At 53.6% G+C, this 25,036-nt stretch carries 24 protein-coding genes; 6 read left to right on the top strand and 18 right to left on the bottom strand.

Going from position 1 to position 25,036, the window contains the following annotated elements:
• Window positions 1-10: 10 nt before the first annotated feature.
• The 17 genes from WHR59_RS01740 to WHR59_RS01660 all read right to left on the bottom strand — a co-directional run bounded on the left by WHR59_RS01740 (window position 11) and on the right by WHR59_RS01660 (window position 14,981).
• Window positions 11-889, bottom strand: a complete 879-nt coding sequence (locus tag WHR59_RS01740) for a phosphotriesterase-related protein (RefSeq protein ID WP_043018562.1) — start codon at window positions 887-889, stop codon at window positions 11-13.
• Entirely contained in the window at window positions 886-2,112 is a 1,227-nt protein-coding gene (locus tag WHR59_RS01735) for a phosphopentomutase (RefSeq protein WP_227093520.1), read from the bottom strand. The genes WHR59_RS01740 and WHR59_RS01735 overlap by 4 nt, the downstream gene beginning before the upstream one ends.
• Window positions 2,112-3,275, bottom strand: a complete 1,164-nt coding sequence (locus WHR59_RS01730) for a YhfX family PLP-dependent enzyme (protein WP_199995018.1) — start codon at window positions 3,273-3,275, stop codon at window positions 2,112-2,114. The genes WHR59_RS01735 and WHR59_RS01730 overlap by 1 nt, the downstream gene beginning before the upstream one ends.
• A gap of 82 nt (window positions 3,276-3,357) precedes the next feature.
• Complete coding sequence (locus WHR59_RS01725) at window positions 3,358-3,720, bottom strand: hypothetical protein (protein ID WP_003847975.1); 363 nt, start codon at window positions 3,718-3,720, stop codon at window positions 3,358-3,360.
• 15 nt (window positions 3,721-3,735) lie between these two features.
• On the bottom strand, window positions 3,736-4,641 hold the full coding sequence (gene yhfZ / locus WHR59_RS01720; protein ID WP_043018565.1) for a GntR family transcriptional regulator YhfZ: 906 nt from the start codon (window positions 4,639-4,641) through the stop codon (window positions 3,736-3,738).
• Between the two features lie 165 nt (window positions 4,642-4,806).
• Window positions 4,807-5,811: a tryptophan--tRNA ligase gene (trpS, locus tag WHR59_RS01715; protein ID WP_043018566.1), complete on the bottom strand. Its 1,005-nt coding sequence runs from the start codon at window positions 5,809-5,811 to the stop codon at window positions 4,807-4,809.
• Window positions 5,804-6,562, bottom strand: coding sequence for a phosphoglycolate phosphatase (gene gph / locus WHR59_RS01710; RefSeq protein WP_047408202.1), 759 nt, complete (start codon window positions 6,560-6,562; stop codon window positions 5,804-5,806). Before gph ends, trpS begins: the two co-directional genes overlap by 8 nt.
• Window positions 6,555-7,232, bottom strand: a complete 678-nt coding sequence (rpe, locus tag WHR59_RS01705) for a ribulose-phosphate 3-epimerase (RefSeq protein ID WP_003023561.1) — start codon at window positions 7,230-7,232, stop codon at window positions 6,555-6,557. Before rpe ends, gph begins: the two co-directional genes overlap by 8 nt.
• A gap of 17 nt (window positions 7,233-7,249) precedes the next feature.
• Window positions 7,250-8,086, bottom strand: coding sequence for an adenine-specific DNA-methyltransferase (gene dam, locus WHR59_RS01700; protein ID WP_043018568.1), 837 nt, complete (start codon window positions 8,084-8,086; stop codon window positions 7,250-7,252).
• 117 nt (window positions 8,087-8,203) lie between these two features.
• Window positions 8,204-9,502, bottom strand: a complete 1,299-nt coding sequence (gene damX, locus WHR59_RS01695) for a cell division protein DamX (RefSeq protein WP_227093522.1) — start codon at window positions 9,500-9,502, stop codon at window positions 8,204-8,206.
• Window positions 9,503-9,598: 96 nt separating this feature from the next.
• Window positions 9,599-10,687, bottom strand: coding sequence for a 3-dehydroquinate synthase (gene aroB, locus WHR59_RS01690; RefSeq protein ID WP_043018570.1), 1,089 nt, complete (start codon window positions 10,685-10,687; stop codon window positions 9,599-9,601).
• 57 nt (window positions 10,688-10,744) lie between these two features.
• Window positions 10,745-11,266 carry a shikimate kinase AroK gene (aroK, locus tag WHR59_RS01685; protein ID WP_003023552.1) on the bottom strand — a complete coding sequence of 174 codons (522 nt, stop codon included), beginning with the start codon at window positions 11,264-11,266 and terminating at the stop codon, window positions 10,745-10,747.
• A gap of 404 nt (window positions 11,267-11,670) precedes the next feature.
• A complete protein-coding gene (gene hofQ / locus WHR59_RS01680; protein ID WP_338843545.1) occupies window positions 11,671-12,918 on the bottom strand; it encodes a DNA uptake porin HofQ in 1,248 nt (415 codons plus the stop codon).
• Window positions 12,821-13,234, bottom strand: coding sequence for a HofP DNA utilization family protein (locus WHR59_RS01675; protein ID WP_087050813.1), 414 nt, complete (start codon window positions 13,232-13,234; stop codon window positions 12,821-12,823). Before WHR59_RS01675 ends, hofQ begins: the two co-directional genes overlap by 98 nt.
• A complete protein-coding gene (locus tag WHR59_RS01670; RefSeq protein ID WP_338843544.1) occupies window positions 13,224-13,679 on the bottom strand; it encodes a hypothetical protein in 456 nt (151 codons plus the stop codon). The genes WHR59_RS01675 and WHR59_RS01670 overlap by 11 nt, the downstream gene beginning before the upstream one ends.
• Entirely contained in the window at window positions 13,663-14,202 is a 540-nt protein-coding gene (locus WHR59_RS01665; protein ID WP_043018574.1) for a PilN domain-containing protein, read from the bottom strand. The genes WHR59_RS01670 and WHR59_RS01665 overlap by 17 nt, the downstream gene beginning before the upstream one ends.
• Complete coding sequence (locus WHR59_RS01660) at window positions 14,202-14,981, bottom strand: DNA utilization protein HofM (RefSeq protein WP_338843543.1); 780 nt, start codon at window positions 14,979-14,981, stop codon at window positions 14,202-14,204. The genes WHR59_RS01665 and WHR59_RS01660 overlap by 1 nt, the downstream gene beginning before the upstream one ends.
• A gap of 120 nt (window positions 14,982-15,101) precedes the next feature.
• Between WHR59_RS01660 and mrcA the strand changes: the two genes are divergently transcribed.
• Window positions 15,102-17,654 carry a peptidoglycan glycosyltransferase/peptidoglycan DD-transpeptidase MrcA gene (gene mrcA, locus WHR59_RS01655; protein ID WP_047408184.1) on the top strand — a complete coding sequence of 851 codons (2,553 nt, stop codon included), beginning with the start codon at window positions 15,102-15,104 and terminating at the stop codon, window positions 17,652-17,654.
• 112 nt (window positions 17,655-17,766) lie between these two features.
• Here mrcA and nudE read toward each other — a convergent pair whose 3' ends face one another.
• Window positions 17,767-18,327: an ADP compounds hydrolase NudE gene (gene nudE / locus WHR59_RS01650; RefSeq protein ID WP_003827667.1), complete on the bottom strand. Its 561-nt coding sequence runs from the start codon at window positions 18,325-18,327 to the stop codon at window positions 17,767-17,769.
• 322 nt (window positions 18,328-18,649) lie between these two features.
• Here nudE and igaA point away from each other — a divergent pair, with 322 nt between their 5' ends.
• The 5 genes from igaA to pckA all read left to right on the top strand — a co-directional run bounded on the left by igaA (window position 18,650) and on the right by pckA (window position 25,031).
• Window positions 18,650-20,785: an intracellular growth attenuator protein IgaA gene (gene igaA, locus WHR59_RS01645; protein ID WP_047408180.1), complete on the top strand. Its 2,136-nt coding sequence runs from the start codon at window positions 18,650-18,652 to the stop codon at window positions 20,783-20,785.
• A 62-nt stretch (window positions 20,786-20,847) separates the two neighbouring features.
• Window positions 20,848-21,516: a GMP/IMP nucleotidase gene (gene yrfG, locus WHR59_RS01640; protein ID WP_003023533.1), complete on the top strand. Its 669-nt coding sequence runs from the start codon at window positions 20,848-20,850 to the stop codon at window positions 21,514-21,516.
• A gap of 10 nt (window positions 21,517-21,526) precedes the next feature.
• Entirely contained in the window at window positions 21,527-21,928 is a 402-nt protein-coding gene (hslR, locus tag WHR59_RS01635) for a ribosome-associated heat shock protein Hsp15 (protein ID WP_019078146.1), read from the top strand.
• A gap of 24 nt (window positions 21,929-21,952) precedes the next feature.
• Window positions 21,953-22,831, top strand: coding sequence for an Hsp33 family molecular chaperone HslO (hslO, locus tag WHR59_RS01630; RefSeq protein WP_016157640.1), 879 nt, complete (start codon window positions 21,953-21,955; stop codon window positions 22,829-22,831).
• 577 nt (window positions 22,832-23,408) lie between these two features.
• Window positions 23,409-25,031, top strand: a complete 1,623-nt coding sequence (gene pckA / locus WHR59_RS01625) for a phosphoenolpyruvate carboxykinase (ATP) (RefSeq protein ID WP_043018578.1) — start codon at window positions 23,409-23,411, stop codon at window positions 25,029-25,031.
• Window positions 25,032-25,036: the final 5 nt, after the last annotated feature.

Raw genomic sequence — 25,036 nt, 5'->3', positions numbered from 1 at the left:
GATTCTGTCCTTATTGGAAAAATTTTGAGGGGTTATCACGTAACATCGTGTCCACATCGGCCTGGCTGAATCCTGACTGGCGCAACTGTGGGATAAAAGTGGTTAACAGATAGTCGTAGCCATTGCCGCCATTGGCTTTTAAATGCGAGCGGCGGGTAATGTCCATGGAAAGCATCACGCGATCAAGCAGCCCGCGATTGCGCAGCGCATGGAGCATGCCAATGCGTTTCTCGTCCGGGTAATAGTTGTTTTTACCGATGGTATCGAACTGCACATACGCGCCGAGATCGATCATGCGTAAGATATTGTCGAGATTATCTTTCAGGTCGCAGTGACCAACGGTTACGCGAGAAAGGTCAACGCCGTGCGCCTGCAGCAACACCAGCTGTTCCAGGCCCATGGTACTAAACGAGGTGTGGGTGGAGATGGGACGTCCGGTTTCGATGTGCGCCCGCGCCGCGGCAATAAACACCTTCTCTTCAAGCGGCGTAATCACCCCTTCGCTGGAGCCAATTTCCGCAATAATTCCGGCCTTCAATTCAGTACCATCAATACCGATGACTATCTCATCGACCATCTCCTGCGCGAGCTGTTCCACGCTGCGAGCCGCGACATGTTCAGGGAAAAACGCATCCTGGTAATAGCCAGTGCAGGCCATGACGTTGATACCGGTATCGCGCATCAGGTCGAGCATGAATTGTGGATTACGCCCCATATAGCGGTTGGTCATCTCAATAATATTGCTGACGCCTGACGCCCGGAGATCCTTCATCTCCTGACAAATCAGATCGTACTGATCTAACCGGCAGTCGAGGTTATTTTTGAACCCAGAGAGATCGATATGCAGATGTTCGTGGACCCAGGTATAGCCCGTCGGATCAAAGTTCATAAGGTGTCTCCTGTAAGGCGCAATGCCGAGAGAAAAGAGCAGCCATTTTGTGGCGCCGCCGCGCCGAAAAATTCACACACCGTCGCGCCAACATCGGATAACGTCGCCCGGATGCCTAATTGCGCAGGCTCCAGCCCCTGTTGATACACCAGTACCGGCACAACTTCCCGGGTATGATGGCTGTGACCGATGGTCGGATCGTTGCCGTGATCGGCCATGACCACCAGACAGTCACTTGGATCCATAGCGGCCAAAAGGCGTGAAAGATTAAGATCGACAAGCTGCAACCGTTCGGCATACCGCGCTACGTCTTCAGCGTGCCCGGCAAGATCGGTTTCCTGAATGTTGGTACAGATAAATACCGTCGGCTCAGCGTTAAATTCGTTAAGCGTGATATCCATGATCTGCTGGCTATCCACCAGGTTTTGCCAGCTGCGCCCGTGCGGATTGGCAACGATGTCCGCCACTTTACCGACCAGCACGGTAGGGATTCCGACGTCATGCAGTTTTTGTGGCACCTGTACCTGCTCATCTACGCCAAAACCCATATGCCTGACCTGGAAGCCATTTTCATAGGCACCGGAGCGTGGAGCGTTAATGCCGATAAAGCGTCCTTCTTTGGTCTCGGCTGCATCCAGAATGCGCTGGCTGTCTTTAAGCTGACCGCCAAACGCGATCACGCGCCCGACCTGAACCTGCTCACGCACCACACGGCCTATTTTTAGCACCTCATCAAATGGGATAACGGCAAGATTGGCGGTAATGTTGTAGACCTGACCTAAATCCGCTTCGAGGTTATCGCCCACTGCGACCGCATTGTTGACCCAAAGAAACGCCAGATCGCCGCCGCGGCGTTCCACCTGCCAGCCCGCGGCTTTCAGCGCTTGCTCAACGCCATTGATGACGTCGCTAAATGGCATCCGCAGCGGAGCCTGAGGTCGTGTGCCTAAAATCTCCTGATGGCCCATAAAGGTATCTCCCCCTTCATGCTGCAGCTCTGCAACGCCCCAAACCGCCGATGCTGAAGGTTTCATCACGCCAGGCGCAAAGCCCAGAGCGTTAATCAGCCCCAACTTTTCCAGCGTTGGCAACCGTAACTGCGGGAGTTCGCCCAGGATATGGCCGCAGGTATTCGCTCCCGCATCCTGCGGCCTGACCAACGTGACGTCTTTCATTGCGCCAACACCAAAACTGTCGATCACCAACACGACGAATCGAGCCATTAGTCCTCCAGAATATTGCCGAGACTGTCATAACGCGCGACGATTTCAGCCGCGCCGCGCTGAATGCCCGACACCAGCACCACGTCGCTACGCGTCACGAAGATCTGGGTGCGAAAACAGAAGATCACCGCGCTGCTCACCGGAAATTCGCCGGCTACAGGCAGGTAGTAGTCAATGCTGCTGTCGTCCACGGGTTTAAGCTTTGCGGCTATTGGGGCGCCATTTTCCGGCGTAAAGACCAGCGCGTTTTGCGCGTGACCACGACGGTAATAGCCCCCGCCATAGCAATAACTGTCCCCACGAAACGTGTGCGAAACCTCGCTTAACCACAGCATCGCAATGCGTTCCGGCTGGTCGCCTTTTTGGTTACAAGGAATGGTGCCGGTCAGCGCATGACCCGGCTCAGCATGGGTGACGCCATATTCCGCCAACAGGGGAAGTGACGCGCAGCTACTGGCTGACGGCGCATTAAGCTGCTCAATGGCAATCCCGGCTTCCGCCAACTGACGTCGGGCGCTCACCAGCGTGTGCAGATTAGGCGTCGGCATCGTCTGCGCTGATTTTTCATCCCATAACAGGCAGGGGAAATGGGTTAACCCGCACAGACGCAGGCCCGGCAGGCTGCGGATTTCATTGACCACATCCGTCAGATACTTCAGCGGAAATCCGCTTTCCTGCCCCGGATAGAGAAAATCATCCTTGTCATACACCTTCAGCATCACGTTCTGTTCACAGCCGGCCTTCACCGCCGCAGCCGAAACTTCGCGCGCTTTCTCCAGCGAGAACAATGTGATGACCTCAGTGCCTTGCGCCACTGCCTCATTGACCAGCCGCGACGGGATCTGCACCAGATGTCCCTGATGCGCAACCGGTAACCCGGCGCGGCGCATGACGCGGCTCTCCTTGTAATCGACAACCACGATACCTTCATAGCCAAGCTGCAACAGTTTCTCTGCTAGCCACGGGTTACGTCCTACCTGTTTGGTCATCAGATATAGCGAGATGCCATGTTGCCTGGCGACATCCAGCAGGCGTTTGCCATTCTCAATGACCTGATCAACATCAATGACCCAACTGTCAGGCGCGATCTTCCCTTGCTGCCACAACGCGATAGCGGCCGAGATAAGTGCGGGGTTCTGGCGTTTCAATGCATCTATAAACATTTCTCTGCCTCGTTCTAATCCTTCAGTTAAATATTCATTTTTTTGAATATTTAGGGTGCAATAAGCTCATTGCCCATTGATTTCAGACGCCTTCGTTCGCCGCCATCCACAATCCGTACAGGTTAGCCAACATATAGCCTTCTTCATTCGCGTGCGGCGTCACCGTGAACTCTTTCAGCAGCGCCTGATGTACCAATAAAATAGTTGGCCACAGATGAGATTGCGCCAACTCCTCCAACAGCTCACCATCCAGTGCTTCAATCACTTCCCCCTGGCGACTGCGCATTAACGCGCTCGCCATATGGGTCATCGCCATGGTCCCTTGCTCGCTATAAACCGGCAAACACCACTCTTCATCCAGCCGCCTGACCACCTGCAGCATGCCGCTACAAATATCCTTGTCGATAACGCCCGCTTCACACAGCAGGTTAAGCCTGTTTTCCATATCGTTCGCCTTCACTTAATAACTGGGTTCCTGTTCACCGTTCGCCACACGCTGTTGGTGGGCAAGCAGCGCCTCTTTATTGACGACCGCTCGTAGTAGCTGTTGCATCGGATAATCCTCCGCCCGGGTCAGCACTACCGCCTCCGTGGCCTGCAGAAATCGCGGATCGTTGGTGAGCGGCGTGGCTTCTAATCCCAGTACCGCCAACTCGGCCTCTGCAACCACGTTCCAGATAACCGCATCCACATCCCCTCTCGCGATACGCTGCAAGCTTTCGTGATAAGGCATATCGATCAATTCAACGTCACGGTCGCCAAAACAGGCCTCGGTCATGATTTTCTGATCCGCCGAACGGTTATCGAGCCCGACACGTTTTACATCTGCGGATTCGCCCTTGCGACAAATCAGCTGATGCTCGCCGACGTAGGTATGCGGTCCCAGCGCCAACGTAATGCGCAATCCATCCTGGGCAAGGTAACTTTCCGCCGCCAGGCGGGAAACTACCGCCATGTCATAGACGCCGTTCAGCAGGCATTCCACGCGAATATCAGCCCCACGCATGTGTGCGTAATAAAACGGGATCCCATCGAATTGAGCCTTAAGCCCACTCGCCAGTCCTTCATATAAACGGGTGTAGGGCAGCGGCATCGCGCAGACCACGTTATTAATATCCACATGCTTTAGCAGCGTACGGTTATCCATCTCCACCAGATAGCTACCGTTACGCCCGCGGCGCTCAATACGGATCGCCCCGGAGGATTCCAGCGTTTTCAACGCGGCCTGGGTTAACCCTACCGATGAGTGACACTCGGCAGCCAGTTCATCGATAGTTTTCAGTCTGTTACCACACTTCTCACCGAGCAGGTAACGGGCCAGGGTTGTCAGCACAACCCCCTCTTTCTTGATAAATGTCCGACGCATTTTATATTTTCAGTAAAGTGAATATTTATATCTTCATTAAAGTGAAGATATAACGCAATGAGGAAATGTGCAAACGGCGAGGCGCCTCACATTTTTTGAGATTTACCAACGAACAGGCGAAAAAAAACCGGGCGTAACCCGGTTTCTTCAACAACGCAGAGCGCATTACGGCTTGGCCACAAAACCAATCGCTTCGTAAACGGCTTTCAGCGTAACAGACGCGCGGGCGCTGGCTTTCTCCGCACCGTCTTTCATCACTTTCTGCAGGAAAGCTTCATCGTTACGGAAACGGTGATACCGCGCCTGAAGCTCGGTCAGCATGCCGGAAACGGCCTCTGCGACTTCACCTTTCAGATGACCATACATTTTGCCTTCGAAGTGCTGTTCCAGCTCCGGAATGCTCTGGCCAGTGACGGCAGAGAGGATATCCAGCAGGTTGGAAACACCTGCTTTGTTCTGCACGTCGTAGCGAACAACCGGCGGCTCTTCGGAGTCGGTCATCGCTCGTTTGATTTTCTTAACCACGGATTTCGGATCTTCCAGCAGGCCGATCACGTTGTTGCGGTTGTCATCCGACTTGGACATTTTCTTCGTCGGCTCCAGCAGCGACATCACGCGCGCACCGGATTTAGGAATGAACGGCTCAGGCACTTTGAAGATATCGCCATACAGGGCGTTGAAGCGCTGGGCAATATCGCGGCTCAGTTCCAGATGCTGTTTCTGATCTTCGCCAACCGGCACCTGGTTGGTCTGATACAGCAGGATGTCTGCCGCCATCAGCACCGGATAATCAAACAGACCGGCGTTGATGTTCTCCGCATAGCGCGCGGATTTGTCTTTGAACTGGGTCATACGGCTCAGTTCGCCGAAGTAGGTGTAGCAGTTCAGCGCCCAACCTAGCTGGGCATGTTCCGGTACGTGAGACTGCACGAAAATGGTGCTTTTTTCAGGATCGATTCCGCATGCCAGATACAACGCCAGCGTATCCAGCGTTGCTTTACGCAGTTGCTGAGCATCCTGACGAACGGTGATGGCATGTTGGTCTACGATGCAGTAGATGCAATGGTAGTCATCCTGCATGCTCACCCACTGACGCAGCGCACCCATATAGTTGCCAATGGTCAATTCACCTGAGGGCTGTGCGCCACTAAAAACGATGGGCTTAGTCATTTTTTAATTCCTGATTTTCGCTATGCGGAAGCCCGAGAGCGGGCAGTAGTTCATTAATACGGTCGTAAATAACGTCGGGCTGGCTCAGCGCGATCGACTCGCCGTAGTTGTAGCCATAGGTCAGGCCAACGGACGGACAGCCAGCAGCTTTTGCCGCCTGAATATCATTGCGTGAATCCCCTACGAAGAGCATTTGCTCGGGCTTGATGCCAAGCTTGCTTGCCACCAACAGCAGCGGATCCGGATGCGGTTTTTTATTCTGCACATCGTCACCACCGATGACCACGCTAAAGTATTTGGCGATATCCAACGCCTCGAGCAATGGCGCGACAAACGGGGTCGGTTTATTGGTCACCAGACCCAGCGGCAATCCTTTCGCATGCAGCGCGCCCAGCGTATCGGCAACATCAGGGAACAGGAATGTTCCCTCTTCTGCGACATCGCCGTAGTATCTGTCGAACAGCTTACGCAAAATACGTACCTGTTCCTCGGCGGGAATATCATCATCAACGGGGGGTTTACCCATCGTTTTGCGTAAAGTTGCGCGCTCCTGACGAGACCACGCCAGCGCGCGCTCCATCAGTACATCTGCACCGTTACCAATCCAGGTGATAACACGTTCTTCACCGGCAACCGGCAGTTCCAGCGCATACAGCGCCATATCCACCGCAGCGGCTAATCCCGGCGCGCTGTCGACCAGCGTGCCGTCGAGGTCAAATGCAGCGCCCCGAATATCCTGAAACTTATCCATGACTTACCTTCGCCAGTTCATTGCGCATTTCATCAATGACTTTTTTGTAATCTGGTTGGTCGAAAATAGCTGAGCCTGCGACAAACATATCTGCGCCTGCCGCGGCGATTTCACCAATGTTGTTCACTTTGACGCCGCCGTCCACTTCCAGACGAATGTCATAGCCAGATTCATCAATGCGGCGACGCACTTCGCGCAGCTTATCCAATGTTTGCGGAATGAAGGACTGCCCGCCAAAGCCTGGGTTAACGGACATCAGCAGGATCACGTCGAGCTTGTCCATGACGTAATCCAGATAGCTCAGCGGCGTTGCCGGGTTGAACACCAGGCCCGCTTTACAACCATGCTCTTTGATCAGCTGTAAAGTGCGATCGACATGCTCGGAGGCTTCCGGATGAAAAGTAATGATGCTGGCGCCAGCGGCGGCGAAGTCCGGGACAATACGATCGACCGGTTTCACCATCAGGTGAACATCAATCGGGGCGGTGATGCCATATTTACGCAGCGATTTCAGGACCATCGGTCCGATGGTCAGATTCGGTACGTAGTGATTGTCCATGACGTCGAAGTGCACAACGTCGGCACCGGCAGTCAGCGCTCTCGCGGTGTCCTCACCCAGGCGGGCAAAATCAGCCGACAGAATTGAGGGGGCGATCAAATACTGTTTCATCCGCTTCTCCTTGAGAATTATTTCTTCGCAGGCGTTACAACTCCTGGTTTATACAGTGCCAGCAGTTCGTTCACCTTTTTACGCGTGCCGCCATTGCTGCTAATGCTGCGCCGCACTTTGACCTGAAAATGTTTCGCCGATCGGTACCACTCACGGGTATCGGGCGTGTCATGATTCGAAATTAACACCGGGATCTGCTTACTGACCAGCTTTTCTGCCATTTCGGCCAGATGCGCCTGCTCTTTTGGGCTAAAGCTGTTGGTATGATACGCGGTGAAATTTGCCGTCGCCGAAAGCGGTGCATAAGGCGGGTCACAATAGACCACAGAGTTGCTATCCGCACGATCCATGCACTCTTCATAGGAGAGGCAATGAAACTCCGCATTCTGCGCTTTTTCAGCAAAATGGTACAACTCGGCTTCCGGGAAATACGGTTTTTTATAACGACCAAACGGCACGTTAAACTCGCCGCGCAGGTTATAGCGACACAATCCGTTGTAACCGAAGCGGTTCAGATACAAGAACAGCACTGCACGGCGGAAGGGGTCCTGGCTGGCATTAAATTCTTCTCTGAACCGATAGTACACCTCAGCCTGATTGGTTTCAGGCATAAACAGCTCACGTGAAGCCTGCACATACTCATCGGTACGCGTCTTCACGATGTTATAGAGACTGATGAGGTCGCTGTTGATATCGGCAAGAATATAACGAGAAAAGTCGGTGTTAAGAAACACCGACCCGGCACCCACGAAAGGTTCAATCAGGCATTCACCCTTAGGTAAATGCCGTTTGATATCATCAAGCAGGGGGTATTTTCCCCCTGCCCATTTCAAAAAAGCGCGATTTTTTTTCATGCTGACTAACTAATTACACCTTCTCCGGCTGTGGAGAAAGCTCCGACAGCATCCTGCGCTTTAGTCTTTGTCCCGCAATTGGGCGAAACAGCAAACCATTGCAGAACATATCCTATCTTACTTCAAATCGGCCTGAACCTGGTGCAGCGGTTTTGCCCACGGGTTTTTCGCCTGAATATCGGCGGGTAACGTAGACACTGCACGTTTAGCATCTTCTTTAGACGCATACACGCCCGTCACCAGAACATACCACGGTTGACCGTTGCGCGTCGTCTGATACACCACGTAGTTCTTCAGGTTTTCTTTCTTCGCCCAACCGTTCAGGTTGTCGTAGTTAGAAGAACTGCTGAGCTGCAGCGTGTAATGACTGGACGGCGCAGATTTTAACGCTCCAACATTTCCTGCACTTTTCGCTCCGCCGGCAACAGGCGTTGACGTTGTTGCGGTTGGCGCAGGCGTTGCGGTCTGAGCAGGCGTGGTAGTCGCGGTTGCTTTCGGCTCAGCCGTCGCCTTCGGCGTAGCGGTAACCACAGGTGCTTTGGTTGTGGTCGTCGGCGCAGTTGCGGTTGGTTTTGCCTGAGCAACAGGTTTCGGCTCTGTCGGCGTCGCTTTCACCGTAGTTTGCGGTTTGCTCTTCGGTTCAATGACGGCCTGTTTACGTTCCTGATGCGTAGCCACAGGACGTTCCGTCGTTTCCGTTTTCGCAGTCTGGCGCGCAGCATTACCATTACGCATCGGCGCAACGGTCGCAGGCTCGGTCGGCAGCGTAGAGTTAACCACGACGTTGTTAACCTGCTCCTGACCTTGCGGCTGCGTCAGAGCGTTGTTCAGATCGCCCTGCACTTCAACACGCTGCTGGCCTTCAGTTGCCGCAGGCGTCTGACCTTGAGTTGGGGTTGAGGAAATCGGCGGCAGGGAAACATCCTGCTGGGTATTGCCAGCGGTCTGCTCAGCGCCCGTTGCAGGCGTAGTCGTACCCGCCTGATCCGTCGCGTTGCTGCCAGAAAGATCGATGCTCTTCTCGCCAGATGCAGTAGGCTCACTGGAAGAGGATGAGGGGGCTTTCAGCGCAGAACCGATACCGATGATCAGCAGCAACAGCACCAGAACACCGACACCCATCATCATATACTGACGAGAGGCAGGCTTACTGGCGGCTTTCTTACGCTTGCGCGGACGACGTTCTACACGCTCTTCATCCACGCCATCGTCATCAGATTCATACTCTTCTTCAATGTCCCGCTCTTCTTCACGCTCTTTACGCGTGCGCGCAGGACGGCGATCGTCAGCATCCAGATCAACATCATCAAAATTGATTTGCGGCTCATTATCGCGTTCAGACGATTGACGAGAACGACCAGTACGACGATCGCTGGGATCGGGTTTCAGCTCGTCTTCTGGTTTGAATTCATCCATTTAACACCCCACTCAAAGGTTAATGCTTACGACTTTGCACATAACCTGAAGCTAAAAGACCTACGTTTTGCAACGTAAGCCAGACCTTTCTTGTTGTTACGCCTGCTGGCAATCAGCAATAGCGTTAAGAACCACCTCGTGCGACACTCCGCCGCGCACTTCACTCTTCCCTATGGCCCGCGGAAGCACTAAACGAATCTCTCCCGCTAACACTTTTTTATCTCGCAGCATATGCGGCAGATAAGCTTCAACAGACATCTCACGCGGCCCATTAACCGGTAAGCCCGCTCGCTGCAGTAGCGTAATGATGCGCTGCGTATCTGCGGAGGTAAACTGCCCAAGGCGTTCTGACGTACGAGCAGCCATTACCATACCTGCTGCGACTGCTTCACCATGTAACCAATTGCCATAACCCATTTCAGCTTCGATCGCATGGCCAAACGTGTGTCCCAGATTCAGTAAAGCACGTAAGCCCATTTCGCGCTCGTCTGCTGCGACAACTTCTGCTTTCAGCTCACAACAACGGCGAATACAGTACGCCATCGCCGGGCCGTCCAGACGCAGTAACGCATCCAGATTGTCTTCCAGCCAGCTGAAAAATTCACCGTCAAGAATGATGCCGTATTTGATTACTTCCGCCAGCCCCGATGCCAGCTCACGCGCAGGAAGCGTTTTCAGACAATCGAGATCCACCACCACGGAGGCCGGTTGGTAAAACGCGCCAATCATGTTTTTACCGAGGGGATGGTTTACAGCGGTTTTGCCGCCAACGGAGGAGTCGACCTGTGACAACAGGGTTGTCGGGACTTGAATAAAACGCACACCACGCTGATAACTGGCTGCCGCAAAACCGGTCAGATCGCCAATCACGCCGCCGCCAAGTGCGACTAACGTGGTATCACGACCGTGCGGTTTTTGCAGTAACGCGGTGAAAACCGTATCCAGAACCGTCAGGCTTTTATACTGCTCGCCATCGGGAAGGATAACGCTATCAACGTTAACACCCGCCTGTTCAAGTACGCCGCGAACCTTATCGAGATAAAGGGGAGCCAGGGTTTCGTTGGTCACCAACATAACCTGATCGCCCGATTTCAGCGGTAAGAATGAAGCTGGCTCATTGAACAAACCAGCCGCGATGGTGATAGGGTAACTACGTTCCCCGAGAGTGACTGTGATCCTCTCCATTACGCGACATCCACCTTAGTTACTTGTACCCGCAGACGAGTGTGTATTCAGCCAGAATTAGTTGCTTTCCAACATATGAATAATCTGGTTTGCTACGACTTTTGCGCTCTGATCGTCGGTGCGAATGGTCACGTCAGCAATCTCTTCGTACAGAGGATTGCGTTCGTCAGCCAACGCTTCCAGAACTTCACGAGGCGGTGATTCTACCTGCAGCAGCGGGCGTTTCTTGTCGCGTTGAGTACGCGCAAGTTGTTTTTCAATTGTCGTTTCAAGATAGACCACGACGCCACGCGCGGAGAGACGGTTACGTGTTTCACGTGATTTTACAGAGCCACCGCCAGTTGCCAGCACAATACCCTGTTTTTCCGTCAACTCGTTGATGACTTTTTCTTCGCGATCACGGAAGCCGTCTTCACCTTCTACATCGAAGACCCAGCCCACATCAGCTCCGGTTCGTTTCTCAATCTCTTGATCAGAATCGTAAAATTCCATATTGAGTTGTTGAGCTAACTGGCGCCCAATAGTGCTTTTTCCGGCACCCATAGGCCCAACCAGAAAGATATTGCGTTTCTCTGCCATTTTTTCGGTACTACTAAGACTATTCGTTAATGATAAACCCGCTTCGCAGACACCCAGCGCAGCAGGACATGAACTGAAACCTCATAAGATATTGCGAGAGTCAGACTGAAAATTATCTCAATACTCAAGCGGGTTTGGCAACTGAATAAATCACCAAACCTTACGCATTTCTGGTCGTGGCAGGCATGCTACCCTGCAAACATCAGACCTGGCGACGTATCGCGCAGCCAAATGACACCAAATAAGCCTATGACACACCACCAGAAAGGCAAAGCGTATTTACTGCCGCATAAGTAAAGAAAAGCACCGACGCTCAAATCGGTACTCCTTGTATGCTAAATACACCCGCACGTCAAATCCCTGAAACGTGTTCAGTGCAAAAACAACGGCTTTTCATGCATAAGTTATTGCGCTGAAACCAGTCTGGGCGTAATAAAAACCACTAATTCGCGCCGTTCGTCTTCTTTACCATCATGGCGAAAGAAAGTGCCAAGCCAGGGAATGTCGCCTAACAGAGGCACGCTGTCGGCTGCGGATTTATTCTTATGTGAAAAAATTCCGCCCAGCGCAATCGTCTCGCCGCTTTTTACCTCGACCTGGGTTTCAATCTCCTGCTTATCAATAGCCAGAACCTCGCCATCCGCCTGCTGTAGCACCTGCCCGGGAACATTCTGGCTGATATGCAGTTTCAGTCTGATGCGCCCTTTCTGCAATACGGTGGGCGTTACCTCCATCCCCAGTACCGCTTCCTTAAACTCGACGGATGTCGCGCCGCTTTCACCGCTGGAGACCTGATAAGGGATCTCGCTACCCTGCTTAATACTGGCAGGTTGCAGGTGAGAAGCCAGTAGGCGAGGGCTGGCAATGATATCCAGTTGCTGTTTTTGCTCCAGCGCAGACAGCTCCAGCTCAAGTAAACGGCCGTTAATACGGCCAATGTTAAATCCCACACGTGATGTGGCGGCGGATACAGAGAGATCGCTGGCAAGCGTTGTGACGTTCCCTACCGTCCCCGGTTGCTGTGCGTCAGCCAGCGACCACTTAACCCCCAGCTCACGCAAACTTTTTTCATTAATCGTGACGATATGCGCCGCCAGTTCGACCTGGGCAACCGGCAAATCCATTTGCGCCACCCATTTTTCCAGTGCATTAAGCGCAACGCTATTGTCACGCAGCAGTAAGCGGTTGGTTCGTTTATCCACCGTCATGCTTCCTTTGGCGCTAAGCAGCTTTTCTCCGGCTTTGGCCAGCTCGGCGGCATCGGCATATTGCAAAATAATGCTGCGCTGCTCCAGTGGCAAACTGGCCTGAACCCGTGCCTGCTCATTGTCCTGGCGGGCCGCATTTTCACTCTGCCATTGGACAGAATGTACATGCAGAATATTGCCCTCCTGACGTAATACCAGCCCGGCGCTTTTCACCACCGTTTGCAATGCCTGTTTCCAGGGGACATCCGTCAAATGCAGCGACAGCACGCCGCTCACATCCGGTGAAACGACCAGGTTTTTCTGCTCCTGTTCAGCCAGCGCCTGCAATACCTGTGCAACCGGTACATCATCGACCACCAGCGTCACGTTTTGTGGTTTTCCCGCCAGCGCGCTCGTTATTCCAACCGCCAGCGCGAAGAGTATCCACGCTATCCATCGCTTCATTTACCGCTCCTTGTCGTTGCCACTGCCACCGCGGCGGCTCGCAGTTTTTCCCTGTGTCGAGCGTTACGCTCTGGGCCGTAATCTGTGTAATCGTCCAACCGTTTTTCAGGAGGTCATTTCGCTCAATCCGTCGCCATTTTTTCTGGCTATCCTGAACAATGCCGATAGGTCGTGCGCCCTGGCTCACCATGCCCTGAAAACGCCATGTCGGCAGCTCAGCAATTTGGCAACGGTCCTCCGGCGGCAGAAAGGGATTACGCATACCAGTGAGCATCAGTACGCTTACGCATACCAACAGCCAACGTTCAACCGTCATTCAGGCGCTCCAGTTGTAGCGTTAGCAGCAGATCCGAACCTTCAGCGCTAAGCGAAAACCGGCTGACGTTCATCCCCTGATCCGCCAGTAGGGCAAACATCGGCGGGATGGCATCCCAGGCGGGCTTCAGCGTCATCTCTCCGCCCTGTGCAGAGGGCTGCCAGTGGAGAAGACGTGCCAGAGGAGTCTGAAACCGCAGCGGGGAAAACGGAATCAACGTCTCTTCAGGCTCTCCTGGCGATGCCGCCAACAGATATAAATTTCGCCATTGCGCCTGAATGGCCGCGCGTTGCTGGCTTAGCGCCTCTTGCTGCATAACCCGTTTCTGCCAGGGGGAGTTGAGGCATAGCAAGACGGCGATGAGCAGTCCCAACATCCAGGCGCACCAGCAGAAAACTCGAAAACGTGGCGACTGCGCTAACCAGCTATCACAGAGCGTTATCATGCGCACCGCTCCGCGTCAGTCGATAGTGGAATTGCCAGCGTCCCTGCGCATCCTGCAGCGTTTCACCAGGACTGCCCAATGTAAACAGCGGTTGCTGGCGTAATTGCGCTTCCAGCGCCCTCAGCGCGGTAAAGTTCAGCGTGTTTCCCGTCAGTTCCAGCGTCTCCTGCTGCCAGGTGATTTTTGTTAGCCACGCCTGCTCCGGCAGTAATTCCGCCAGTCCTTGCAAAACCTGCTGCCAGTTTCGGGTCTGCTCGCGCTGTTTGTTCCGCGCCTGAACCTGTAGCCATCGTTGCTGGCGCTGCTGCATATGCGGCTTTAGCGCCATTAAGGCCTCGGCCCGCGTCTTTTCGGCATCTGCCAGCAGTAATTCAGCCCGGTTTTCGACGTTTATCATGCTGTAACCGCGCAATAACACGCCGATACTGAGCAGGATTGAAGCGCTAAATAAAACACACCAGAAGCGCAGGCAGGCGCGGCGTCGCGTTTGGCGCCAGGGCAGAAGGTTGATAGTCGCTATCATTAGCATGCGCCTCCCATAGCGAGTCCCAGAGAAATGGCGAAGCGATGGCCTGGCGTTGGAATTGGCGGCTGGCGTACAGACACCACGCTTAACGGATCGAAGCCGCCGGGACCGCATAGCGCAATGGCTGTCGTGGGAAGCGACAATGTCGCGGCAAGCTCGTCGATACTGTCAATATCGCCTGTTGATTTACGTCCCCATGCCGAACGGGTCGCCCATAGCCACTGGGCGTCATCACGCCATGCCAGACACTGATGATGTTCGGGCAGGTAGGGCATAAATCGCTGTAATGCGCTGGCATCCGGCGTAATCGCCGTAACGTGTACCTTCAACGTTTGGATAAGCGTCAGAAGCGCTGAAATCTCTTTGCTTTGCGCAGCCGTGACGTTAAACGCCGGGCTCAACGTGTCTTCGCTATAATCAAAATGCAGCGCATCCGGCGCCATATCCAGTTCTCGCGCCATCGAGCCGGACAACCAGACGGTTTGCTCCGGCTCACGCAACGTCATTTCCGGACGAGGGTACTTTTTTTGTAACGTCCTGTTGGCGGGAAAGGAGAGATGAATATGGTGTCGGCGAGGAAGCTCCCGGCTCCACGGCAATAGCGCTGCGACAAGCTGTTCAGGCTCGCGAATGTGGCCATCGACGATAACCTGGGGCGTCAGCGGTATACGCCACCAGCGCTGGAGAAACCAACCGGATGCGTCGTGAACAGCGGCGACAGCCAGCGCTTCATGTTGCTGAATATGCAAACCAATTTTCCAGATATTGAAAGCCATTGCTGATGATCTCCTTATCACCCGTTGCTTTAACGGGTATATCAATGCGTCTGGCTTGCCTTTATACTACCGCGCGTTTGTTTATAAACTGCCCAAATGCCACTAAATGGGAAATCTCCAGTGAAGTTCGTAAAGTATTTATTAATCCTTGCAGTATGTTGCATCCTGCTGGGAGCAGGCTCGATTTATGGCCTCTATCGCTATATTGAGCCGCAATTACCTGACGTCGCGACGCTCAAAGATGTGCGTTTACAGATCCCGATGCAGGTTTACAGCGCTGACGGCGAGCTGATCGCGCAATATGGCGAGAAACGTCGAATTCCGGTTACGCTGGATCAAATGCCGCCGGTGATGGTTAAAGCCTTTATCGCCACAGAAGACAGTCGCTTTTATGAGCACCATGGGGTAGACCCGGTGGGGATCTTCCGTGCAGCCAGCGTCGCGTTGTTTTCCGGCCACGCATCGCAAGGGGCGAGTACCATTACCCAACAGTTGGCGAGAAACTTCTTCCTCAGCCCGGAACGTACGCTGATGCGTAAGATCAAGGAAGTGTTCCTGGCGATCCGCATTGAACAACTGCTAAGTAAAGATGAGATCCTCGAACTGTATCTGAACAAGATCTATCTGGGGTATCGCGCCTATGGCGTGGGTGCTGCCGCTCAGGTCTATTTCGGTAAGACCGTAGATCAGCTGAGCTTAAGTGAAATTGCGGTGATTGCCGGTCTGCCAAAAGCGCCGTCAACCTTCAACCCCCTCTATTCGATGGACCGGGCAACCGCGCGACGTAACGTCGTGCTGTCGCGTATGCTGAGCGAAAACTACATCACGCAGGCCCAGTACGATCAGGCACGCGGCGAGGCCATTGACGCCAACTACCATGCGCCGGAAATCGCCTTCTCCGCGCCGTATCTGTCTGAAATGGTGCGCCAGGAGATGTATAACCGTTATGGCGAGAAAGCCTATGAAGACGGGTATCGCATCACCACCACCATTACGCGCAAAGTACAGCAGGCAGCCCAGCAGGCGGTACGTAACAACGTGATGGATTACGACATGCGCCACGGCTACCGCGGCCCGTCGAACGTGCTGTGGAAAGTGGGCGAAAGCAGTTGGGACAGCAAGAAAATCACCGATACGCTGAAAGCACTGCCGACTTATGGCCCATTGCTTCCGGCGGTTGTTACCAGCGCTAATCCGCAGGAAGCCATTGCCACGCTGGCGGATGGTACCTCCGTGTCATTACGAATGGATGGTATGCGCTGGGCGCGTCCTTACCGCTCGGATACCCAGCAAGGCCCAACGCCGCGTAAAGTGACCGACGTAGTACAGACCGGCCAGCAAATCTGGGTACGCCAGGTTGGCGATGCCTGGTGGCTGGCGCAAGTGCCGGACGTCAACTCCGCACTGGTGTCCATCAATCCGCAAAACGGCGCGGTGCTGGCGCTGGTCGGTGGTTTTGACTTCAACCAGAGCAAGTTTAACCGTGCAACCCAGGCGCTACGCCAGGTGGGTTCCAACATCAAACCCTTCCTGTATACCGCTGCAATGGATAAAGGTCTGACGCTGGCGAGTATGCTCAACGACGTACCGATCTCCCGCTGGGATGCCGGTGCCGGTTCCGACTGGCAGCCGAAGAACTCACCGCCGCAGTATGCTGGTCCTATTCGCTTACGTCAAGGGCTGGGCCAGTCGAAAAACGTGGTGATGGTACGCGCCATGCGCGCCATGGGCGTGGATTACGCGGCAGAGTATCTACAACGTTTTGGTTTCCCGGCACAGAACATTGTGCACACCGAGTCGCTGGCGCTGGGTTCGGCCTCGTTCACGCCGTTGCAGGTGGCGCGCGGTTACGCGGTGATGTCTAACGGCGGCTTCCTGGTCGACCCGTATTTCATCAGTAAGATCGAAAGCGATATGGGCGGCGTTATCTTCGAAGCGAAGCCGAAAATTGCCTGTCCGGAATGCGATATTCCGGTGATTTACGGCGATACCCAGAAATCTAACGTGCTGGAAAACAGTAACGTAGAAGATGTCGCCGTCTCGCAGGAACAGCAAAATGCCGCCGTGCCAATGCCGCAGCTTGAGCAGGCCAACCAGGCGCTGGTCGCACAAAGTGGAACGCAGGAGTACGCCCCACACGTGATCAACACGCCGCTGGCCTTCCTGATTAAAAGCGCACTGAACACCAATATCTTTGGTGAGCCAGGCTGGATGGGAACCGGTTGGCGCGCAGGTCGTGATTTACAACGTCACGATATCGGCGGGAAAACCGGGACCACCAACAGCTCTAAAGATGCGTGGTTCTCCGGCTACGGGCCAGGGGTGGTGACGTCAGTATGGATCGGCTTTGATGACCATCGTCGCAACCTTGGCCACACGACTGCTTCCGGGGCGATCAAAGACCAAATCTCCGGCTACGAAGGCGGCGCGAAGAGTGCGCAGCCTGCATGGGATGCCTACATGAAGTCCGTGCTGGAAGGCGTGCCTGAGCAGCCGCTGACGCCGCCGCCGGGTATCGTGACGGTCAACATCGATCGCAGCACCGGTCAACTGGCAAACGGCGGCAACAGCCGCGCAGAGTACTTCATTGAAGGCACACAGCCGACGCAACAGGCGGTGCATGAGGTGGGGACTACCATTATCGATAATGGTGAGACGCACGAATTGTTCTGATCGATTGCCGGATGGCGCTTCGCTTATCCGGCCTACATTTTCGGCGTAATCATTTGATATTGCTGGATGTTGTAGGCCGGATAAGGCGTCAGCCGACATCCGGCAACATAAACTACAATCGTCCCTGCCCTTTCAGCCATTCGCGTACGAGGAACAGCGCACTGACATTACGCGCTTCGTGAAAATCAGGATCTTCCAGCAGGTCCATCAGATGCGCCAGCGGCCAGCGTACCTGCGGTAATGGCTCAGGTTCATCACCCTCCAGCGATTCAGGATATAAGTCCTCTGCCACCACGATGTTCATCTTGCTGGAGAAATAAGATGGCGCCATGCTGAGTTTCTTTAAAAAAGTCAGATCCTTTGCGCCAAACCCCACTTCTTCTTTTAACTCCCGATTCGCCGCCTCAAACACGCTTTCGCCAGGATCGATTAATCCCTTGGAAAAACCCAGTTCGTAAGATTCAGTCCCAACCGCGTATTCGCGGATGAGGATCAGGTGGTCGTCCACAATCGGCACAATCATTACCGCTTCACGCGTGGACGGACGCATACGTTCATAAACGCGGCGCACGCCATTGCTGAACTCAAGGTCCACGCTTTCGACTTTAAACAGCCGGGATTGGGCGACGGTTTCCACTTTCAAAATCGTGGGTTTCTGTAATGATTTGCTCATTGTGAGGATCTTTGCTGTGAAATCTGGGGTTATTGTGCGATATACCGCACGGTTTCGGCAATGTGAATTGCCGTTTATTTACATTTATGCAACGTACTAAAAGTTAATCCCTATTTCAAATTAAAAGTCAATAGGTTGAAATAACTCCAGGAATTTGCTGATATTCCATTTTTGGTGATTTTGCTATGATTCGCATTTACTGGGCTGTACTTAAAGATGCTCAAGTTCGACTCCACACTTGCCGATAGCCAACCACAGAATCACGAATATTGAACAGGGTGCGACTGGCCACGCCTGACAGACTAAGTAAGATGGGGAAAGCATGAGCACCATTCTGATTTTTTTAGCTGCTTTGCTGGCCTGCTCATTGCTTGCAGGATGGCTACTCAGAACGAAATCCAGACGGAAAAATTTACCCTTGAGCAACGTCTTCTCAGACGCCTCAAAGCGTAAACTCACGCCTGAAGAGCGCAGTGCAGTTGAAAACTATCTCGAAAGCCTTAGTCAAATTCAGCAGGTGCCGAGTCCCACGGGCGCCAGCTCCGCGCCGGTATCGTTAACGCTGAATGCCCAAAGTAATAGCGTCATCGTACTGACGCACGCGATTACACGTTACGGCATTACTACCGACGATCCTAACAAGTGGCGTTACTATCTCGATTCCGTTGAGGTACATCTTCCCCCTTTCTGGGAACAATACATCAATGACGAAAACAGCGTTGAGTTAATCCACACCAATACGATACCGCTGGTTATCTCTCTGAACGGCCACACGCTGCAGGAATATATGCAGGAAGCGCGTGGCTATGCGCTACAGCATACCGCCTCTACCCAGGCGTCCATTCGCGGTGAAGAAAGCGAGCAGATCGAACTGCTGAATATTCGCCAGGAAACCCATGAAGAATACGCACTCAGCCGCCCGTCGGGATTGCGCGAAGCGCTGCTGATTGCCGCATCATTCCTGCTGTTCTTTTTCTGCTTAATCATTCCGGATACGTTTGCTCCGTGGGCCGTTGGTGGCGCGGTGCTGCTACTGGCGGCAGGTCTGTGGGGACTGTTCGCCCCGCCGTCTAAAACCGCCCTGCGGGAAATTCATTGTCTGCGCGGTACGCCGCGTCGCTGGGGACTGTTTGGCGAAAATGATCAGGAGCAAATCAATAATATCTCGCTAGGCATTATTGATCTTATTTATCCCCCTCACTGGCAGCCTTACATCGCACAGGATCTTGGCCAGCAAACGGATATCGATATTTATCTCGATCGCCATGTTGTCCGCCAGGGGCGTTTTTTATCCCTGCATGATGAAGTGAAAAACTTCCCGTTACAGCACTGGCTGCGCAACGCCGTCATCGCGGGCGGCTCATTGCTGGTACTGCTGATGCTGCTGTTTTGGATCCCTCTGGATATGCCGATAAAGCTAACGCTTTCCTGGATGAAGGGCGCGCAAACTATCGAAGCCACCAGCGTAAAACAGCTCGAAAACGCGGGCGTTCGCGTGGGTGACACGCTGCACCTGAGCGGTACGGGTATGTGTAACATTCATACCCAGGGGAGCTGGAATGCGCAGCCTGCCACGCCGTTTATGCCTTTCGATTGCACGCAAATTATCTGGAATGACGCGCGCGCATTGCCGCTACCTGAGTCCGATCTGGTAAATAAAGCTACCGCGCTCACGCAGGCCGTGAACCGCCAGTTGCATCCCAAAGCTGATGATGACTCTCGCGTCAGCGCATCGTTACGCTCGGCCATCCAAAAGTCCGGCATGGTGTTACTTGACGATTTTGGCGAGATTGTCCTGAAAACGGCCGATCTGTGCGCAGCCAAAGATGAATGTGTACGTTTAAAAAATGCGCTGGTAAACCTTGGTAACAGTAAAGACTGGACCGCGCTGGTGAAACGAGCAAACGCAGGCAAACTGGATGGAGTGAACGTGCTGCTGCGTCCGGTAAGCGCGGAGTCGCTGGATAATTTGGTGAATACCTCTACGGCGCCGTTTATTTCACGCGAGACTGCGCGAGCGGCCCAGGCGCTGAATAGCCCTGCTCCCGGCGGTTTCCTGATTATCAGCGACGAAGGCAGCGATCTGGTCGATCAGCCGTGGCCGACGACCTCGTTATATGACTATCCTCCCCAGGAACAGTGGAACGCCTTTCAGCGCCTGGCGCAGATGCTGATGCAGACGCCGTTTCGCGCGGAGGGGATCGTCACCAATATTTCGACTGACGCCAATGGCACCCAGCACATTGGTCTGCACCGTATCCCGGATCGTTCAGGATTATGGCGCTACCTTGGCACGACGCTGCTGATGTTCTCCATGCTCGGATGCGCTGTCTACAACAGCATACAGGCATTCAGACGCTATCAGCGTAACCGCACCCGCATCGCGGAAATTCAGAGCTACTACGAAAGCTGCCTGAATCCAACGCTGATTGACGACCCGGAAAGCCTGATTCGATAACACGCTCGCGCGACAGGATATGCTACTCTGTCGCGCATCATGTTTTCTTCTGGGGAGTTTCCATGCATATCAATATTGCCTGGCAGGATGTCGACACCGTGTTGTTAGATATGGACGGCACGCTGCTCGACCTGGCATTCGATAACTATTTCTGGCAAAAGCTGGTGCCGGAAACCTATGGCGCGAAGCAGGGTATCTCTCCCCAGGAAGCCCAGGACTATATTCGTCAGCAGTATCATGCCGTGCAGCATACGCTAAACTGGTACTGCCTGGATTACTGGAGCGAGTGCCTGGATCTGGATATTTGCGCCATGACTACGGAACAGGGACCGCGCGCCGTTTTGCGTGAAGATACCGTACCGTTTCTTGATGCCTTAAAAGCCAGCGGCAAGCGCCGTATTTTGCTCACCAACGCGCATCCGCATAATCTGGCGGTGAAGCTTGAGCATACCGGTCTGGCCTCACACCTTGATTTATTACTTTCCACCCACACATTTGGTTATCCCAAAGAGGATCAGCGGTTATGGCACGCTGTGGCTGAAGAAACGGGAATGAGTGCAGAGAAGACGCTATTTATTGACGACAGCGAACCCATTCTCGACGCCGCTGCCCTGTATGGTATTCGTTACTGCCTCGGCGTAACCAATCCCGACTCTGGCATTGCGGAAAAACAGTACGCACGCCATCCGTCATTGAATGACTACCGCCGACTGATCCCCTCACTGATGTGAAGGAGACGCCATGAAAGAAAAGCCCTCTACTGAAGTCAGGCTGGATAAATGGCTGTGGGCGGCACGCTTTTACAAAACGCGTGCGCTAGCCCGCGAAATGGTTGAAGGCGGTAAGGTGCATTACAACGGCCAGCGCAGCAAGCCGAGCAAAATTGTTGAGCTGAACGCCACCCTCACCCTGCGCCAGGGAAATGACGAACGAACGGTCATTATCAAGGCTATTACCGAGCAGCGTCGCCCGGCCACGGAAGCCGTTACGCTGTATGAAGAAACCGCGGAAAGCGTGGAAAAACGCGAAAAAGTGGCGCTGGCGCGTAAACTTAACGCGTTAACCATGCCGCACCCGGACAGGCGACCGGACAAGAAAGAGCGCCGCGACCTGTTACGATTTAAACATGGCGACAGTGAGTGACTGTCACCTGCAAGAGAGATGATTATGCCGCAACATGACCAATTACATCGTTATCTGTTTGAAAACTTTGCCGTGCGCGGCGAGCTGGTGACCGTTTCGGAAACTCTGCAACAGATCCTCGAAAATCATACTTACCCGCAGCCGGTCAAAAACGTGCTGGCTGAACTGCTGGTCGCCACCAGCCTGCTCACCGCCACGCTGAAGTTTGCCGGTGATATCACCGTGCAGCTGCAGGGTGATGGTCCGCTGAGCCTGGCCGTCATTAACGGCAACAACAATCAGCAGATGCGCGGCGTGGCCCGCATGCAGGGTGATATTCCTGAAGGCGCGGATCTGAAAACGCTGGTAGGCAACGGTTACCTGGTGATCACCATTACCCCGGAAGAAGGCGAACGCTATCAGGGCGTGGTCGGTCTGGAAGGTGACACGCTGGCCGCCTGTCTGGAAGATTACTTCATGCGTTCTGAACAGCTGCCGACACGCCTGTTTATCCGTACTGGCGACGTCGATGGCAAACCTGCTGCTGGCGGAATGCTGCTGCAGGTAATGCCGGCGCAAAACGCGCAGGCCGATGATTTCGATCACCTGACCGCCCTGACCGAAACCATTAAAACCGAAGAGCTGTTGACGCTGCCGGCCAACGAAGTGTTGTGGCGCTTGTACCACGAAGAAGAGGTCACCCTCTACGATCCGCAGGACGTTGAGTTCAAATGCACCTGTTCACGCGAACGCTGCGCTGGTGCACTGAAAACGCTGCCGGACGAAGAAGTGGACAGCATTCTGGCGGAAGAAGGCGAGATCGATATGCACTGCGATTATTGCGGTAGCCACTATCTGTTTAACGCCATGGACATTGCTGAGATCCGCAGCAATGCATCCCCGGCAGACCCGCAGGTACATTAAATCACTAGCCCGGTAGTTTGCTCTACCGGGCTAAATTCCGCTTACTCTGCGTAATACTGCATCTTTATCCGTGCACCGTGAATGACAATATACGCCACGCTCTGAACGCTGAATCCAGTTGCTCATTCGCCCCCGTCTGCCGCAGAGCAATAGATCTCATGCTCCAGTAAGTGATTCGTGAACGTTCAACACTATGCATGTCGTCATCCAGCATCACGAGAAAGCCTCATAATCGCATCAACTTCACAATTTTGAGCATTGATGGACCGAAGTCAGACCACCGCCACGGGAAGTGAATCGATATTGTTTATGTATGAGTTACGTTATTTTCTTACGTGAATGCGATTACACTCACAAGATTCCCGCCAAAAACACTCTCTATTAACGTTTTAAGAACATTTTCCACAACAAAAAAGGGTTTCCTGCCATAATATCCGCCTCTTTGTGACAGGAGTCGCAGCGCATTCGGTTACCCGTGATTTTCCCGGATGCGTAAATCTATGAGCCTTGTCGCGGTTAGCAATCCCTAAAAAACCTTACTATTCCAGGTAATACATATTGGCTAAGGAGCAGTGAAATGCGTGTGAACACCAGTTTAACCCCGCAAGATCTCAAGGCTTATGGTATCAATGACGTTCAGGATATCGTTTACAATCCAGACTACGACACACTTTTCCAGGAGGAACTTGATCCTTCCCTGCAAGGTTATGAGCGTGGCGTGTTAACGAACCTGGGCGCCGTTGCAGTTGATACCGGTATCTTTACCGGACGTTCGCCAAAGGATAAGTACATTGTCCGTGACGACACCACGCGCGACACGCTCTGGTGGTCAGACAAAGGTAAAGGTAAGAACGACAACAAACCGCTCTCCCAGGAAACCTGGCAGCATCTGAAAGGATTAGTCACCCAGCAGCTTTCAGGCAAGCGTCTGTTTATCATTGATGCTTTCTGCGGCGCTAACGCCGATACCCGCCTTTCCGTACGCTTCATTACCGAAGTTGCCTGGCAGGCGCATTTTGTCAAAAACATGTTCATCCGCCCAAGCGAGGAAGAGCTGGTTGATTTCAAACCTGATTTCATCGTGATGAACGGCGCTAAATGTACCAACCCACAGTGGAAAGAGCAGGGTCTGAACTCCGAAAACTTCGTAGCTTTCAACCTGACTGAGCGTATCCAACTGATTGGCGGAACCTGGTACGGCGGCGAAATGAAGAAAGGTATGTTCTCCGTAATGAACTACCTGCTGCCGCTGAAGGGCATTGCCTCCATGCACTGCTCGGCAAACGTCGGGGAAAAAGGTGATGTGGCGGTCTTCTTTGGCCTGTCCGGCACCGGTAAAACCACGCTGTCCACTGACCCGAAACGCCGCCTGATTGGCGATGACGAACACGGCTGGGATGACGACGGCGTGTTTAACTTCGAGGGTGGTTGCTACGCGAAGACCATCAAACTGTCTAAAGACGCCGAGCCGGAAATCTACAACGCGATCCGTCGTGATGCGCTGCTGGAAAACGTCACCGTGCGCGAAGATGGTTCCATCGATTTCGATGACGGTTCCAAAACTGAAAACACCCGTGTGTCCTACCCGATTTATCACATCGAAAACATCGTTAAGCCGGTGTCGAAAGCGGGCCACGCTACCAAAGTTATCTTCCTGACCGCCGACGCGTTTGGCGTGCTGCCGCCGGTTTCTCGCCTGACGGCAGACCAAACCCAGTACCACTTCCTGTCTGGTTTCACCGCCAAACTGGCCGGTACCGAACGTGGCGTCACCGAACCAACCCCAACCTTCTCTGCCTGCTTCGGCGCAGCATTCCTGTCGCTGCACCCAACGCAGTACGCAGAAGTGCTGGTGAAACGCATGCAGGCGGCAGGTGCGCAGGCATATCTGGTTAACACTGGCTGGAACGGTACCGGCAAGCGTATCTCTATCAAAGATACCCGCGCGATTATCGATGCCATCCTGAACGGTTCGCTGGATGACGCGGAAACGTTCCGTCTGCCGATGTTTGACCTCGCTATCCCTACCGAGCTGCCGGGCGTAGACACTCGCATTCTCGATCCGCGTAATACCTACGCGTCTCCGGAGCAGTGGCAGGAAAAAGCCAATGCACTGGCGAAACTGTTTATCGAGAACTTCGAGAAATACACCGACACCCCTGCGGGTGAAGCGCTGGTTAGCGCCGGACCGAAGCTGTAACGAAA

The organism is Citrobacter europaeus (assembly GCF_037482245.1).
Classification (GTDB): Bacteria; Pseudomonadota; Gammaproteobacteria; order Enterobacterales; family Enterobacteriaceae; genus Citrobacter; species Citrobacter europaeus.
Note: the sequence above shows the minus strand (reverse complement) of the source record. Positions and strands in the feature narration are given on the sequence as shown.